At 33.6% G+C, this 16,447-nt stretch carries 15 protein-coding genes; 5 read left to right on the forward strand and 10 right to left on the reverse strand.

The window, feature by feature from the left end:
- The first annotated feature begins 5 nt into the window (after window positions 1-5).
- Window positions 6-968: a DUF6175 family protein gene (locus tag B0A57_RS02435; protein WP_034099950.1), complete on the forward strand. Its 963-nt coding sequence runs from the start codon at window positions 6-8 to the stop codon at window positions 966-968.
- 14 nt (window positions 969-982) lie between these two features.
- A complete protein-coding gene (locus B0A57_RS02440; RefSeq protein ID WP_038465815.1) occupies window positions 983-1,939 on the forward strand; it encodes a hypothetical protein in 957 nt (318 codons plus the stop codon).
- 141 nt (window positions 1,940-2,080) lie between these two features.
- Here B0A57_RS02440 and B0A57_RS02445 read toward each other — a convergent pair whose 3' ends face one another.
- The 10 genes from B0A57_RS02445 to panC all read right to left on the reverse strand — a co-directional run bounded on the left by B0A57_RS02445 (window position 2,081) and on the right by panC (window position 11,926).
- Window positions 2,081-3,898: a DUF4139 domain-containing protein gene (locus B0A57_RS02445; protein ID WP_011962278.1), complete on the reverse strand. Its 1,818-nt coding sequence runs from the start codon at window positions 3,896-3,898 to the stop codon at window positions 2,081-2,083.
- Window positions 3,899-4,027: 129 nt separating this feature from the next.
- Complete coding sequence (locus B0A57_RS02450) at window positions 4,028-5,983, reverse strand: transglycosylase domain-containing protein (RefSeq protein ID WP_034097222.1); 1,956 nt, start codon at window positions 5,981-5,983, stop codon at window positions 4,028-4,030.
- Between the two features lie 6 nt (window positions 5,984-5,989).
- On the reverse strand, window positions 5,990-6,505 hold the full coding sequence (locus B0A57_RS02455) for a hypothetical protein (protein WP_034097225.1): 516 nt from the start codon (window positions 6,503-6,505) through the stop codon (window positions 5,990-5,992).
- 7 nt (window positions 6,506-6,512) lie between these two features.
- Entirely contained in the window at window positions 6,513-6,788 is a 276-nt protein-coding gene (locus B0A57_RS02460) for a type II toxin-antitoxin system RelE/ParE family toxin (protein WP_228463468.1), read from the reverse strand.
- On the reverse strand, window positions 6,785-7,024 hold the full coding sequence (locus B0A57_RS02465; RefSeq protein WP_034097229.1) for a hypothetical protein: 240 nt from the start codon (window positions 7,022-7,024) through the stop codon (window positions 6,785-6,787). The genes B0A57_RS02460 and B0A57_RS02465 overlap by 4 nt, the downstream gene beginning before the upstream one ends.
- A 33-nt stretch (window positions 7,025-7,057) precedes the next feature.
- Window positions 7,058-8,419, reverse strand: coding sequence for a DNA repair protein RadA (gene radA / locus B0A57_RS02470; RefSeq protein ID WP_011962283.1), 1,362 nt, complete (start codon window positions 8,417-8,419; stop codon window positions 7,058-7,060).
- Between the two features lie 2 nt (window positions 8,420-8,421).
- The gene (locus B0A57_RS02475) at window positions 8,422-9,702 is read right to left on the reverse strand and encodes an alpha/beta hydrolase (RefSeq protein WP_034097231.1); all 1,281 of its coding nucleotides are present in this window, start codon (window positions 9,700-9,702) and stop codon (window positions 8,422-8,424) included.
- A 47-nt stretch (window positions 9,703-9,749) separates the two neighbouring features.
- Entirely contained in the window at window positions 9,750-10,709 is a 960-nt protein-coding gene (locus tag B0A57_RS02480) for a lysylphosphatidylglycerol synthase transmembrane domain-containing protein (protein ID WP_011962285.1), read from the reverse strand.
- 4 nt (window positions 10,710-10,713) lie between these two features.
- Window positions 10,714-11,064 carry an aspartate 1-decarboxylase gene (gene panD / locus B0A57_RS02485; RefSeq protein ID WP_011962286.1) on the reverse strand — a complete coding sequence of 117 codons (351 nt, stop codon included), beginning with the start codon at window positions 11,062-11,064 and terminating at the stop codon, window positions 10,714-10,716.
- A 13-nt stretch (window positions 11,065-11,077) separates the two neighbouring features.
- Window positions 11,078-11,926, reverse strand: coding sequence for a pantoate--beta-alanine ligase (panC, locus tag B0A57_RS02490; RefSeq protein WP_011962287.1), 849 nt, complete (start codon window positions 11,924-11,926; stop codon window positions 11,078-11,080).
- Between the two features lie 108 nt (window positions 11,927-12,034).
- Between panC and B0A57_RS02495 the strand changes: the two genes are divergently transcribed.
- From B0A57_RS02495 to glmS, 3 genes are read left to right on the forward strand one after another with little or no spacing between them, the layout of a single operon-like run.
- Window positions 12,035-12,844 carry a glycogen/starch synthase gene (locus B0A57_RS02495; RefSeq protein ID WP_011962288.1) on the forward strand — a complete coding sequence of 270 codons (810 nt, stop codon included), beginning with the start codon at window positions 12,035-12,037 and terminating at the stop codon, window positions 12,842-12,844.
- On the forward strand, window positions 12,844-14,508 hold the full coding sequence (locus tag B0A57_RS02500; RefSeq protein ID WP_034097234.1) for a DUF4270 domain-containing protein: 1,665 nt from the start codon (window positions 12,844-12,846) through the stop codon (window positions 14,506-14,508). Before B0A57_RS02495 ends, B0A57_RS02500 begins: the two co-directional genes overlap by 1 nt.
- Window positions 14,509-14,514: 6 nt before the next feature.
- Window positions 14,515-16,362, forward strand: a complete 1,848-nt coding sequence (glmS, locus tag B0A57_RS02505) for a glutamine--fructose-6-phosphate transaminase (isomerizing) (RefSeq protein WP_011962290.1) — start codon at window positions 14,515-14,517, stop codon at window positions 16,360-16,362.
- Window positions 16,363-16,447 lie beyond the last annotated feature (85 nt).

Consider the following 16,447-nt stretch of genomic DNA (forward strand, 5'->3'; position numbering starts at 1 on the left):
CCCAAATGAAAAAAACAGTATTAAAATTAAACCAAGTTATACTATTGCTACTATGCACAACATCAATGGTGTTTTCGCAAGCAAAGAAACCAAGACTAATGGTGGTTCCTAGCGATGCGTGGTGTATAGACCACGATTATTATTTTGAGTTTGATAACCAAGGCGAAATAACAAAACTACCTGACTATAAAAGAGCTTTTCAAGAAAATCATGAACTTGGCGGTGTTGTAAGTGGTATAGGAGAATTAATGACCGAAAGAGGGTTTCCGCTAGACAGAATGGAAGACATCTTAAAAGAACTTGCCTCAGAAAGCGCCGAAGACGCAATACTTACAAGCAAAAGTGGTGCAGGAATTGCCGAAAGTCCTATAGATAAACTAAAAAAAACTGCAAAAGCTGATATTTGGATGCAGGTAGATTGGAAAGTTAATACCTTTGGCCCTAAAAAATCGATCACATATACACTTACAGGAATAGACGCATACACAAATAAAGGAATTGCTGGAGGTATGCCAAAAACGGGAAACCAATTAATAGGATCTACAGAAATACAAATGCTAAAAACAGCAATCTTATCTGACATAGATGGATTTAACGTACAACTAATGGCCCATTTTGATGACATGTTTAAAAATGGAAGAGAAATTGTAATTCGCATCAAAAAATTCGACTCTTGGGATGGTGATTTAGAAAAAGAATATGACGGAAAAGAATTAAATAGTTATATAGAAGAATGGCTAACAAAAAACTGCGTACAAGGAAGATTTAGTACAGTCGAATCAACAGAAAACATGATGTACTTCAAGCAAGTAAGAATCCCAATGTATAACGAAGCAGGCACGGCTATAGATGCAAAAGGCTTCTGCAAAGGATTGCAAAGTTATCTAAAAAAAGCTCCGTTTATGATAACAAATAAACTAATGACAAAAGGTTTAGGCCAGGCATCGATAGTACTGGGAGAAAAATAAATAAATAAAAAATTATGAAATCAATATTTTTAAGCATTCTTATCGCAATAGGATTAAATTCTAATGCACAAGGTACGGCAACAAAAAACGATGAGGCATCTAAAATCACATTAGCAACCTATGTGTCCGAACAAATAGACAATATGCCCGAGGCAGCCCGTAGTATTTTAACAAATAAGTTAGACCAAATTGTAACCCAAAACGGAATGGGAAGCGGCGAGTATAACGAGCGTTTTATACTCACAGCAAACATTAATATCTTAACAAAAGACATAACTCCTACCACACCACCAATGCAAGCTTATACTTTAGATATAACACTTTATATAGGTGATGGATATGAAGGGACAAAATTTGCAAGCCAATCGATAACTGTTAAAGGTGTTGGAGAAAACCAGACAAAAGCATATATTTCGGCATTAAAAAACTTAAAACCTAACGCTCCAAGTTACCAAACATTTATACAAACTGGCAAAACAAAAATAATTGAATACTACAAAAGCAAATGTGACTTTATAATAAAAGAGGCACAAAGGCTAGCTAATCAGAATAATTTTGAAGAAGCAATATACAATTTAACTAGTGTGCCCGAAGCCTGCCAGGATTGCTACAACAAATGTATGAATGCCGTAGCGCCAATATATAAAAAACAAATAGACAGAGATTGTAAAGTAAAACTAAACCAATCTAGCAACCTTTGGGCTGCTAATCAAACAGTAGAAGCTGCTAACCAAGCAGGTGAAATCCTTGCAACAATAGACCCCAATAGTGCGTGTTTTGGCGAAGTAAAATCGCTATCTAATAAAATTGCTTCGAAAGTAAAAACCATCGATTCTAGAGAATGGAATTACAAACTAAAAGAACAAGCTCAAGTTAGCGAAACAATAAAAGCGTATAGAGATATTGGAGTAGCATATGGAAAAGGCCAGCCAAAAACGATTAGCTATAACGTTAGCGGATGGTGGTATTAGCACTACTATTCATAAAGTGTATAAGTAAAAAAAGTATGGGGGTTGCACAAACCCTCATACTTTTTTTACTTACACACTTTTTAGGATAATGTCTGTTGTTAGTTTTTTTTATCAATCTTATTTGCCATAAATATTTTACCATTACAAATTATCAATAATTTTATCTTTAGGATATTTTACCAAATAACTAATCCTTATTTTTTTAGTTTCGTTGGGTTTTAAATCTAAATTCCAAGTTAAAATTCCAGTTTCAGCATTGGCTTTGGCACCCTCTTTTTGAAGTAATTCGATTTCGATTTCCTTGTCGGAACTTAACGGATATTGGTCTTTTAGCAACATCACAACAGCTTCTTTTTTGTTATTTCTTACGGTAATGTCGTAAGTAAATGTTTGTTCTTTTTTAGAAGATAAGAATTTAGTTCCCGATTTATCGACTACTTTTTCACGTTTGATGGTTACTTTTTTATCACGTCCCATACTCAAATTTAAAGTGTCGGAGGTTTGACTCGGATTTATCATTGTTTTTCCCACATACATGCCTTCAAAAATAATATTAGCTTCGCCAGGCAATAAATTATATTTAGAATAATTGGCAATTTCGGCTAATAAAAACGCTTCTTTTTCTACTCTTGGTGCCGCATAATATTTGTAAGAAGCAGGTAATTTTATTTCCTTTAATGCTACACTATGTGCTTTTCCGTTAGATAAAATGTCGTAAGGAATATCTATATCAAAAGAAACATTGAGTTGGTTTTCGTTGATAGAAGTATAGTCGCCCATGCCTTGTTTTGTAGTAACTACTATTACTCCATTGGCTCCTTGATCTCCGTACAATGCAACTCCTTGAGCACCTTTTATAATTTCTGTGCTTTTAATACTTTGAGGGGGAAGTTGGGCTAAGATTTCAGCAGTCGAAATAACTCCGTCAATGACTACTAATGCTTGATTGTTTCTTGTAATATCTCTAGCTCCTCTTAGGATAATTTTTTTATTTTCTTTATCTTGTTCAACTTGTAACCCAGCAATTTTTCCAGATAAAGATTGAATTGCATTTTGAGTTCCATTTTGATTATATCCATATTGTTGTGTATTTCCATATCTCAAAAACCATGAACTTAAAATAGGCGCTTGATTGTTCTGGTTTGGGTTTCCAGAAGACAACGTTAGTTTTACTTTTTTCCAATCGATTCCTGTATTTTGAACCACTTGCGCTTTGTACATCATATTTATTGGCGACGTAACATTGTCTGCTCTTAAATCATAAAATGGCGACCACCAAGCGTTATTTGTTACATAAGAAATCTCTAAAGGAATATTTCCAGCCGTAGTATTCATAACTTGTAATACGAGTTTTCCCGACGAAGTTTTTTCTTCTTTAGTTGTATCTGTTTCGAGTTTGTTATTCAGTTTTGTGATTAACTCGTTCAATTTTTTTTCTTTTTCTTCAAGAGTATTTATAGTATTGCTAATTTCAGTTCGTTTCGATTTGTAATAATCGACCATTTTTGTCAATTCAATGACGCTCAACCCAGAATTTTGACCAAAAACCTGTTGATTCTTATCTAATAATTCGATGGTTTTACTTTCGGAATTTCGGGAATTGATAACTCGATTTAGTTCTTTTTGAACCAAAATAATACTGTCTTTTACTTTCTTAATCGCTGGCGAATTTTCATTGGTATCATATTCTGACATGTAATCGTTTGTAAATTGTACCGAAAGCACCGTTAGCGATGATGGTGCGCCAATTTGAACCGAGTTTTCATTCAAATAATTGGCAACATTTTTTACCACAATTTCACTCGTTCCAGAAGGTAACTGGACGTTTGTGCTTTGTGAAATTTCGGCCGCATTAAAATATACAGTTGCCGATTTTACTTTGGCAGAAACAAAAATAGGTTTCTGTGCAAATGATATTACCGAAACCAAAACAGTAAAAATTAGAATTATATTTTTCATAATACATGTGTTTATTTATATAGAGTACTTTTTTATGCAAAAGGTTGGGAAGGCGTAAAATTAATGTTTTTTTGACCACAGATTTGCAAATTGAAAATTCATCAAAATCTGCGAATCTGTGGTGAAAGGTTAATTAAAATCAAAATCAGTAAAAAGAGAATCTGCTGCAATAGAATCTTGTACTTTAAACTTCATGTGTTTTCTGGCACGACCCGAGATAAAAATAGGCATTTGCTGTCCAATCGTATCTTCTGGCGTTAATAATCCTCTACGCAACATGAGTTTGCTCATAAATTCTTCGTGTTTGTTTGCAAAGGATTTTAGTTTTCCTTGGTCATCAAACTGATACATAAATTTTTTAGGTTTAGGTACAATCGATGCTAGAAATAAGCATTCTTTTAAACTTAAATCGATTGGTTTTTTCTGAAAATAAAAAGACGATGCTTCTCCAATTCCATATACATTTGGTCCCCATTCTATGACATTAAAATACACTTCGAGCATGCGTTCTTTACTTGCAATTCGGTTGTTTTCTAACAAGTAAACCAATAATATTTCTTCCAATTTTCGGGATAATGTTTTCTCACGGGTTAAAAAAACATTTTTTATTAGTTGCATGCTAATGGTACTGGCACCTCGAGAGAATTTTTTTGTTCTAATGTTTTTAGTAATCGATTGTTTGAAAGCCTCATTTATAAACCCGTGATGAGAGAAAAATGAAGGGTCTTCAGATGTGAGTACACATTTTTGAAGGTAAGGCGAAATTTGGTCTAAAGGCGTAAAATTAGGATTAGAATTTCCTACTAAAATAGGACGTTGCAATACATTGTTTTCGATTGCTCGATATACAAATTCTTCATTTAGTTTGTTCAAATTAGCTTCGCCATATTTTACAATTTTAAGCCTTTCTTTATTTAAATTACTATCAAAAACTAAAGCGTTTGGTTTGTTTTTGTTGTATTTGAAATTGAGTTTATAATCGAAATTTCCTTCGGTTTTCATTCCTGTAAAATGGGTAAACAATCCGTTAGGAAGCGAAGAAATAAAATCTTGGGCTTTCATTTTCGGAATCAAGATTTTAAATTTATAAATAGTGTCTTTTTCAGTATTATATTGGGCAAAAGGTTTCAGTTTGATCTTGTTTATTTGTGCCGATGATGTACTGTCTATCGACACAAAATCGCTTCCTAGTAGAAAATGATAATCGAAACTAGCCGTTTTTATTAAAACTTCTTTTTTGGCAATTTTAGGATGATTGATGGTAAAATCTTCTACCGAAACCAATCCGTCAAGATGAAGCTCGTTGCTTTCTAAATCGAATTTGTCTAATTTTAGGTTAACGTTTTTGAAACTAGATTTAAATCCAAAACGCTTATAAACATAAGGTAATTGTATTTTTGAAGTGTCGTTATTGTAAATTTGTACATTTGCTTTTTTGGCTCTAGGATTTACAAAACCCGAAATATTCCATTTTTGCGAGCACTCACTTTCGGTAACATTAATATTGGTTTGTAGTTGATGGTTTTTTAGTTCTAATTTGGGTAATTGCATGGTTACTTTAATTCCCAAATCGTCCATTCGTAATGATATGTTCTCGAGCTGCATTTCGGTTGGAACTAAGTTTAGCACTTTCGATAATAACCGGTACGCTAATTTGGCATAATTCTTTTTTTTATTAATATCGTTGCTTTTGTCTTTTTTTAAAAAAGCGTCAAAATTACGGCCTTGTTCGTTTTTTACCAGCTGAATAAACCCGTTTTTTACTTCAAGGTTTTGCAACTGAATATTGCCAGTAATCAACTGTAATAAATTGATTTTTGTTTTTACTTTTTCGATAGAAAAAAGAGTGTCTGCTTCTTTGGGAACTAAAATAATATTGTTCAATTGGATACTGGAAATACCATCGAAACTGGCTTTTTGTACACAAAAACGGCAATTATAATCAGTGTCAAATTTTGAGGTTGCTTTTGCAATTGCTTTTTGCAGCAAAGCGTCACGGAAAAAGTAAACTCCTGCTACAGAAAATAACAAGAATAGGATTATAATTTTAAGGAACAAAAAAAACTTTTGTTTTTTACTTCTCATAAAAGGTTATTGTGATAATGAAGCGACAAAGGTATCTACTTCGTGTTTTTGTGCCGCATACTTTATTTGTAAATCGGAGTTTGTGCCCATTTTTGCATAATAACTTAGCGCTTTATTGGCAAAAAATAATTGTTGGTGTTTGGCTACATTAGGAATTTGTGGGTATTTTTTATGAAAAAGTATTTCGTAATAAGCTTGCCATTCTCTTTCATTTCTATCCTCGACAAAACTTCCTGCCATTTTCTGATCTACATGAACCATTTCATGGGCGATTAGATTGAGCATTAATACAAACTCAAATTCGAACGTATTTTCTGGAATTCTAATAATTTGTGGTAAGCCAAAAGTACCTTCGGTAGTCATAAGGATATAATCGGCTTTGGCTTTTTCTCGCAATTCGAAACCTTCAAAATTGGGGTGTTTTATCCCATATTCTTCCACTACAAAATTGGCCGCTTGGATTGTTTCGCCGATTTCGTGGTAGGAATTTACAAGTTGTAATATTTCGGAGTAGGGTTTCATTAAAAAATTATGGTTTCTCGCTTGGGTTTCTATTAGAATGAAAAACAGCATAAACTATTACTTCATTTCCTGAAATTTCATACACAATCACAAATGGAAATTTCTTTACAAAAGCTTCTCGATATGGCTTTCTTTTTATTTGATAATGTTCTGGAAAGTTCTGAATTCTATTAAAATAATCATCAGGATTGTTAAGAAATCGCTCACCTAAACCTATTGATTTAGATTCGTAAAACAAATAAGATTCAATAATTTCAAGACTTGCTTCTTCTTTAATTATCAATTCATGTTTAATTGATTTGCTAATCTTGCATTGGATTTAACTTGTTCCCAAGAGTAGGATTTCGTTTCGTTTTTTAAATGCAATTCCCTTCTTTTGTCTACTATTTCATACTGTTCGGGAGTAAGATTTATGTCATGTTCTTTTTCAAGAATAGCACGCAGTTTTTTTAATACAGATTCTTTTCTTATATTTAGAAGCAACTCAATTAATTCGATTTTTTCTAATTGCAAATCCATAACAAATAATTTTTATACTCAAAGATACTAATTTTACCCAAACAATTCACTTACAATATCTTCAATTTTTGCCACTAATTGTATTTTGATTCCAGTGTTTTTTAATGAAATTTTATTGTATTTAGATACGTAAATGGTCGAAAAACCTAATTTTTCTGCTTCTTGAATGCGTTGGTCGACGCGATTTACCGGACGAATTTCGCCCGAAAGTCCTACTTCGCCTGCAAAACAAAAATCTTTATTAATAGGAATATCTTCGTTAGATGATAATATAGCAGCAACCACAGCTAAATCTATCGCAGGATCATCTACCGAAATTCCGCCAGTAATATTTAGGAAAACATCTTTAGCTCCCAAACGAAATCCAGCTCTTTTTTCGAGAACAGCGAGAATCATATTGAGTCGTTTGGCATTGTAGCCTGTGGTGCTTCGTTGCGGTGTTCCGTAAACAGCGGTAGATACTAATGCTTGAATTTCTATCATCAGTGGCCGCATTCCCTCTAGCGTTGAAGCAATTGCTGTTCCGGATAATTCTTCGTTTTTGTGCGATATCAATATTTCTGATGGATTAGAAACTTCTCGCAATCCGGAACCTTGCATTTCGTAAATACCGAGTTCGGCTGTAGAGCCAAAACGATTTTTTAAGGAACGAAGAATCCGATACACGTGGTTTCTATCTCCTTCAAATTGTAAAACAGTATCCACCATGTGTTCCAAAATTTTAGGTCCAGCAATGCTTCCGTCTTTGGTAATATGACCAATTAGGATAACGGGAACATTGGTTTCTTTGGCAAATTTTATGAGTTCGGCAGTGGTTTCTCGAATTTGAGAAATACTTCCAGGCGAAGACTCGATATAATCTGTATGCAATGTTTGAATCGAATCTATAATGACAATTTCAGGTTCTATTTCCTGAATTTGTCGAAATATATTTTGAGTTTTGGTTTCTGTTAATATGTAACAATTGTCGCCGTTTGTGGTAATTCTTTCGGCACGCATTTTTATTTGCTTCTGACTTTCTTCGCCTGAAACATATAAGGTTTTGTAGGGTAATTTTAACGAAATTTGAAGTAAAAGCGTACTTTTTCCAATGCCGGGTTCTCCTCCTAAGAGTATTAATGATCCAGGAACTATGCCACCACCAAGTACTCGATTTAGTTCGCCATCGCAAGTGTTCATTCGGATTTCTTGTGTGCTGTCTATTTCTTTTACTAAAAGTGGTTTAGAAGCTTTTTTTACTTCCGATGTTTCGGCTTTCCAAGCTACTTTTTCTTCTTTTTGAATAATTTCTTCAACAATGGTGTTCCATTCTTTGCAAGCGTTGCATTGTCCTTGCCATTTAGAGTATTGTGAGCCGCAACTTTGGCAAAAAAAAGATGTTTTTACTTTGGCCATTGTTATGGTTTTTTCTCTTCGGTTGGTGTTTCCGCAGGTTTTTCCGTTGGAGGTATATCTGTTGTTGGAGTGTCGCTTGCAGGAACCTCTTCGATGATTTCTTTTGCTTTGCCGCCTTTTAAACCTTTTGCTTTTACGGGAATTAATTTTTTTAAATCTTCCGCTTTATTCATCATCATTTCTTTTGTTAGTTCACGAATTTCTTCTTTCATGAAGGCATTTTGATAGAATTTTACAGCTTTTTTTATGTCGTTTGTTTTTTCGTAAAACATCGCCATGTGGTAATCATATAACATACTTTTTTCGTACTGCTGACCAGAAATTTGCGCCAACTCTTCATATCCTTTAAAGTCGCCAGTTTTTAAAATAGCAGCTTCGATGGCTTTAAAATCGCTTAATCTGACATTCATTTTTATGCCCAATGATTTTTGGATGGTTTCGTATTTGTCTGTAAGATATTTTGCATGACTATCTGGTAAGACTGCTATTTTTTCTTGATATTCTAAGGAAGAAATAGGTCTGTATATAGAAAAAATTTGGTATAAAGCGTTTGGAATTCCGTTTAAAACCAACGAATAATGTGAAGCGTTTTTGAAATCATCAAATTTGTAATTTAGTGATGAATTTTTTATTGCTGTAATATTTTTATCTAATGCTTTTATTTGATTTTGAAATTTTTTTAGATCACCATCAGCAGTTGCTTGGTAATAAAATAAAGGTTCTTTTGTAGCGGCTAATCTTTGAGGAATTCTTTCTGTCATTCCTTTGGCCAGTTCTGGGCTTAAAGAAATATAAGCATTAAATTGTGGAATCTCTTTGTATAAAAAAGAGTTTAGTAATCCTGCGGTAGCGTCTAGTCCTGCAATGATTTTGAAGGGTGCGATTCGGTATTTTTTTTCAAGGCTAGGGATTAATTCGGCAGCAATAAATTCAAAAAAAGCACCTCCTTTTGCAGAGGGCAAACCAGTTGCGGGGTCAAATTCAGAATCGTCGTAACGTTCTTCTTTTTTGTTTTGGTTTATTCCTACTAGGATAACTTCAGGAATATCGTCCCAATAGTTTGCAAAAGCAAGATTTCCTTCGAAAGGCGCAAATAGGTATTCGCCATCTAGGACTAAAATTAAGGGGTATTTTTTTTCTGTTTTGTTGTTGTATGAAGCGGGTAGTTTTATAGTTATTTCTCTATCGGCTTCTAATTTTGTTGAATGTATTGTTTGGATAGTGGTTTGGGAAAAGAGCGCTATCGAAAAAAAAAGTGTTATTATTAGGAGTGTGTTTTTCATGATAAAAAAAAATATAAGTGGGTGTTTTTGGAGTAGCAATATAATAATTATTTTCTATTTAAAATAGGAAGAAATAAAAATGACAAACCTCCTAAAACAATCATTAAAATGGTTTGTGATGCCCAAGTTAACCATCCAAAAGCAGTTCCCGCAGTGTCTGGAACGCCATAAAGCATAAAAATTTCGGCGATTAATAACGGATATACTCCAAAACCGCTATTTGTAAAACCTACGGCTAAGGTTCCGAAAACAAAGGCTATAATTACGGCACCAAAACTAATGTTACTGGTTTCTTTGAGTGCGAAAATGGTAACATAAAACATTAAAATATAAGTAAACCAAATAAAGAATGAGTGAAATAAAAATTTCCATTTTTGTTCCATTTTTAGTATGCTACTCATGCCTTCTATTAGTCCAGAAAGTTTTTCTTTAATAGCAGACACTATTTTCCAGTTAGAGTATATCCAAAGAAGAAGAAGCAAGACAAACCCTACAAACCCTATCGAGGCTAATATGATTAAATTTTCGACAGGGATTTTAGTTAAAACGTAGTTTTTAAGAACATTAAATTGAAATAATAATGAAGCAAAAACAAATAGTAAAAAAATGAGTGTGTCTACCACTCTTTCTGCAACAATGGTTCCGAATGCTTTATCGAAAGGCATGTTTTCATAATTTTTAAGTACCAAAGCTCTAGAAAACTCACCAGATCTAGGTATTGTTAGGTTCATGAAATACCCAACACAAACAGCCATTAAATTATTATAAAAATGTGTCTGATACCCTAAATGTTGTATGGCGTATTTCCAGCGGTAGGCTCTTGATATGAAACCAAAAAGTGCAATAACTAAAGACAAATAGATGTAAAAATAATTAGCGTTTTTAAAATAGCCTTTTATTTCATGTATTTGTTCTGTAGTAAATTCGTTATATTTATAGTATATAAGATATATTCCTAAAATAAGAGGTAGTCCTATAGAGAGCCATTTACCAATTTTTTTTTTCAAAATATTATTTCAATGAATTATCTTTTTCATTAGGAAAAACCAACCATGGCTTGAAGGTTTTTGCTTTTTCAAAATCCATGCGAGCGTAAGACATAATGATAATTATATCTCCTTTATGAACCTTGCGAGCTGCGGGGCCATTTAGGGTAATTTCGCCTGAATTTTTTGCGCCTTTTATGGCGTAAGTTTCAAAACGTTCTCCGTTATTGATATTTACAATGTTTACTTTTTCGCCTTCAATAATGTTAGACGCTTCGAGTAAAACTTCGTCTATGGTAATGCTTCCGATATAGTTTAAATCGGCGCCTGTTACTGTTACTCGGTGTATTTTAGATTTTACAACTTCAATTTGCATGGTACAAAGGTAATTATTTTAATGAAATGTTATCAATCAATTTTATATTGTTCACAAAAACTGCAATAAAAGCACGATATTTTTTATTTTTATTTTTTCGTTTGCAGGTAAGAAGGGTTTGCTCGTCGGTAATTTCAAAATATTCTAACTCGAACATCGATTGGTTTTCGAATGTTTTTGTGACCCATTTTGTAACTTCATTAGCACTTTTCGTGCCAAAAAGTTTTTTGGCTTCTGCTAAAGTGTTGTAAATCATGGCTGCTTTTGTTCTTTCATCTGCCGTAAGGCGTTCGTTTCTAGAACTCATGGCTAGTTGGTTTGCTTCACGTAAAATTTTGCAGCCCACAATTTTTGTGTTTATTTTGTTTTTTTGCACTAGTTTTCGAACAATAGCCAATTGCTGAAAATCTTTTTCGCCAAAATAAGCGTGGGTGGGATTTACAATTTCGAACAGTTTTTTTACAATTGTTCCCACTCCGTCAAAATGTCCTGGTCTGTGTTTGCCCTCCATTTGCAATTCTAAACCGTCATAATCGAAAGATTTTGAAGCTGTTTTTCCTTCGTAAATATCTTCGACAGTGGGAGCGTAAATTATGATTTTATGATTTAATAATTTTATTTTTTCAACATCACTTTCTAACGTTCTGGGGTATTTTTTTAGGTCTTCGGGGTTGTTAAATTGGGTTGGATTCACGAAAATGCTAACCACAGTATGGTCGTTATTTTGTAGCGATTCTTTCATTAGCGATAAGTGTCCTTGGTGCAATGCGCCCATGGTAGGAACAAATCCTATCGTTTTTTGGTCTTGTAAAAACGGTTTCAAATAAGTTTTTACATCTGTTTGTTTTTCAAAAATTATCATGTATGAAACATTAAAATTCTGTGCAAACTTACTATTTTAGTCAATATCAACATAAATTTTTGTAAATTTGCGGGTGATTTGTGTCCCATAAACAAAACAAAACAAAAAATGGAGGATAAAAGAATTTTATATGTATCATCAGAAGTAGTGCCTTATCTTGCTGAAAATGAGGTGTCTTTGATGTCGTACGATGTGCCAAAAATGATTAATGATCAAGGAGGGCAAATAAGAATTTTTATGCCTCGTTATGGTAATATAAATGAAAGAAGGCATCAATTACACGAAGTTATTCGCCTTTCGGGGATGAATCTCGTTGTAAATGATGTAGATATGCCGCTAATTATTAAAGTAGCGTCGATACCAAAAGAACGTATTCAGGTTTATTTTATAGATAATGATGAATATTTTAAACGCAAAGCTACTTTTGCTGATGAGGAGGGTGTGATGTTTCCAGACAATGACGAACGTGCTATCTTCTTTGCAAAAGGAGTTGTAGAAACCGTGAAGAAGCTAAACTGGGTTCCCGATATTATACATGTGCAAGGTTGGATGGCGGCAATGCTACCCATATATATGAAGCATTATTATAAAGATGAAGCTTTGTTTGCCGATACTAAAATTGTAACCTCAGTGTTTAACCAGTCTTTCGATGGGAGTTTAGATCCTCAAATGGGTAAAAAAGTACAGTTTGACGGAATTCCCCAAAGTGTTATTGCGGAACTTGATAATCCTACTTTCGAAAACATTATGATGGCATCTATAAATCATTCTGATGGAGTTGTAATTGCCTCAGATAGTATTTCTTCAAATTTAACAAAATTTATAGAAGCTTCAAAAAAACCTTTTTTACCTTTCGCCCACAAAGATACGTTTTCGGAAGCGTACACAGAGTTTTACAAAAATCAAATATTAGGTTAATGATGAATACCATTTTTTTAAGAAAACTAACCATTGTTTTAGTTGCTGTATTTTTTGCCTCGTGCGATAAAGATTTTAATACATTAGGCTCAGATATTGTAGGCTCAGATGATTTTACTGCTACTCCAGAACTCTTTCCTGTAAAAGCATATAATCAGAAATTGCCAGCAGTACAAACAAATAACCTGCCTGTTAACCAGTTGGGGGTTATGTGTAATAGTGTTTTAGGAACAACAAAATCAAATTTTGTGACGCAATTGTCGCTGGCTATAGAGAAACCAACATTTAAATCAAATATAACAATAGATAGCGTAGTGCTAACGGTTCCTTATTATAGTACAAAAACTCTTGTAGATGCTAACGGTGTAGGAACCTATACTTTAAACTCTATTTATACAACCAATACCGCAGGTACTTATGATCCAATTGATTTGAAAGTATTTCGTAATGGTGTTTCCTTAAGGGATTCCGACCCATCTGGGGTAGCACATAAATATTATTCTGACCAAGACGCTAATTTTAGCGCATTTGTAGTAGGTTCTAAACTAAATACTAGCACTAATGTTAAAGAAAACACTGCTTTTGTTCCTGATACTAGAGAGTATAAAAAGTATAAAGTAGTTAATAATAGTGTTACAACAGATGTTGAGTCTCATAATTCGCCAAGAATGCGTTTGCACCTAGATACGGATTATTTTAAAGAAAATATTATAAAAGCTTCGGCCGCTAATTTAGACAATAACAATGCTTTTAGTTCTTATTTTAAAGGATTGTATTTTCAAGTTAGCGAATCAGTTATTGGTAAAGGAACCTCGATGGCGTTAGATTTTGCTAAAGGAGATGTTACTATTTATTATAAACAAGACGTGATAGATGTGCCAGGGTCAGTTACACCAAGTATCAACAGAGAAATGGCTAGTTTAACCCTAAATATGACTGCAAATACGGTAAATTTATTTAACAACGCATACAGCTCAGGGTACACAAATGCTGTATCAACAACTTCAACAGATGCTGATGTAGCTGGAAATGGCGCTAAAAATTTATACCTAAAAGGAGGTCAAGGTTCTATCGCCTTTATAGAATTGTTTCCAGGCGTTGCTGGAGAAACGAAATTAACAGAATTGAAAAATAAAAAAGTATTGGTAAATGAAGCAAGTTTAACCTTTACTGTAAACAAAACAAATATGCTTAGTAGTTACAATAAACCAAAGCGTATTTATATTTTTGATGCAGACAATAATATACCGCTTTATGATTATTATTTAGATAACTCTGAAAATTTAACAGATATTACTTTAAACAAAATCCTGCACGGTGGGATTATTAGAGAAGCTACCGTTAGTACCACAGATGATACTTATAAAATTAGAATAACAGAACATGTTAACAGAATACTAAGAGGAGTAACAGGTTCTAAAAATGTAAGACTAGGTGTTGCAATTACAGAAAATATTGGTTTAAATAGTTTGGGGTATCTAAATCCATCACAAGTTCCTGCACATAGTTCTGACGATGCAACTAAAATAATAGATAAATCTCCAGTTTCATCTACAATAAGTCCCCTAGGAACTGTTTTATACGGCAGTAACTATCTTCCTACCGATGGAGCAGATTATGAGAAAAGAATAAAATTTGAAATTTATTATACAAAACCTAATTAATTATTTATGTGTGGAATCGTAGGATATATTGGTCACAGAGAAGCATACCCAATTATAATAAAAGGACTAAAACGGCTAGAATATAGAGGTTACGATAGTGCTGGAATTGTACTCTATGACGGTAAAGAGTTAAAATTATCTAAAACCAAAGGAAAAGTTTCTGATCTTGAAGAAAAGTCATCAAAAGAAATCTCGACTAACGGAGTAATAGGTATGGGGCATACGCGTTGGGCTACACATGGTGTTCCTAACGATGTAAACTCACACCCACATTTATCAAATTCAGGTAATTTGGCTATAATACATAACGGTATTATAGAAAATTATGAGCCGTTAAAAAAAGAATTAATCAATAGAGGTTATACTTTCAAATCAGATACCGATACCGAAGTACTCGTAAATCTTATTGAAGATGTGCAAAAAACACACAATCTTAAGTTAGGAAAAGCAATTCAAATAGCTTTAAATCAGGTTGTTGGGGCTTATGCTATTTGTGTCTTCGACAAACAAAAGCCAAACGAAATTGTGGTTGCCCGTTTAGGAAGCCCATTAGCAATAGGAGTAGGTAACGATGAGTTTTTTATAGCTTCAGACGCAACGCCTTTTATAGAATATACCTCGAATGTAATCTATTTAGAAGACGAAGAAATGGCTATCGTTCGTTTGCATAAACCTTTAAAAATTCGTAAAATAAAAGATGACTCTCTTGTAGATCCTTATATTCAAGAGCTTCAAATGAATTTAGAACAAATCGAAAAAGGAGGCTACGATCATTTTATGATGAAAGAAATCTACGAGCAGCCTAGCGTAATTAAAGATACTTACCGTGGTCGCCTTCATGCCAATGAAGGACTCATAAAAATGGCAGGAATCGAAGATAATCTAGATAAATTTATCAATGCAAAACGCATTATAATAATTGCTTGCGGAACTTCGTGGCACGCAGGATTAGTTGCCGAATATATTTTTGAAGAATTTGCTCGTATCTCGGTCGAAGTCGAATATGCCTCAGAATTCAGATACAGAAACCCAATTATAGACAAAGACGACGTTATTATTGCCATCTCTCAGTCTGGCGAAACAGCAGATACACTTGCAGCTATAAAATTAGCAAAAGAAAAAGGGGCGTTCGTTTTTGGAGTATGTAACGTTGTTGGTTCCTCTATTTCTAGAGAAACCCATGCGGGTGCTTATACCCATGCTGGTCCAGAAATTGGAGTAGCTTCTACAAAAGCATTCACTACGCAAATTACAGTACTAACAATGATTGCCTTGCGTTTAGCGAAAGCCAAAGGAACATTGTCGAAGTCTGACTTTCATAGATATTTGCAAGAATTAGAAATAATCCCCGAAAAAGTTACCGAAGCGCTTAATACAAACGAAAAAGCCAAAGAAATTGCAGCAGTTTTTAAAGACGCTACAAATTTCCTTTACCTAGGAAGAGGTTATAATTTTCCAGTTGCGTTAGAAGGAGCGTTAAAATTAAAAGAAATTTCCTACATACACGCAGAAGGTTATCCAGCTGCGGAAATGAAACATGGGCCAATTGCCTTAATTGATGAGCATATGCCGGTAGTTGTTATTGCTCCTAAACAAGGGCATTATGACAAAGTGGTGAGTAATATTCAGGAAATTAAATCAAGGAGCGGAAAAATTATTGCCATTGTAACAAAAGGCGATACACAAGTTCGCGATTTAGCCGATTATGTTATAGAAATTCCAGATGCTGCCGATGCCATGTCGCCATTATTAACTACTATTCCTTTGCAATTATTATCATACCATATTGCAGTTATGCGTAAATGTAATGTAGATCAGCCAAGAAATTTAGCTAAGTCTGTAACTGTAGAATAGTTAAAAAAAAATATTCTTTATAAAAAGTGAGGTTTTGCCTCACTTTTTTTTATGCATTTTATTTTTTTAAATTATTTTGAGATAA

Origin of the sequence: Flavobacterium psychrophilum DSM 3660 = ATCC 49418 (assembly GCF_002217405.1) — a bacterium.
Lineage (GTDB): Bacteria > Bacteroidota > Bacteroidia > Flavobacteriales > Flavobacteriaceae > Flavobacterium > Flavobacterium psychrophilum.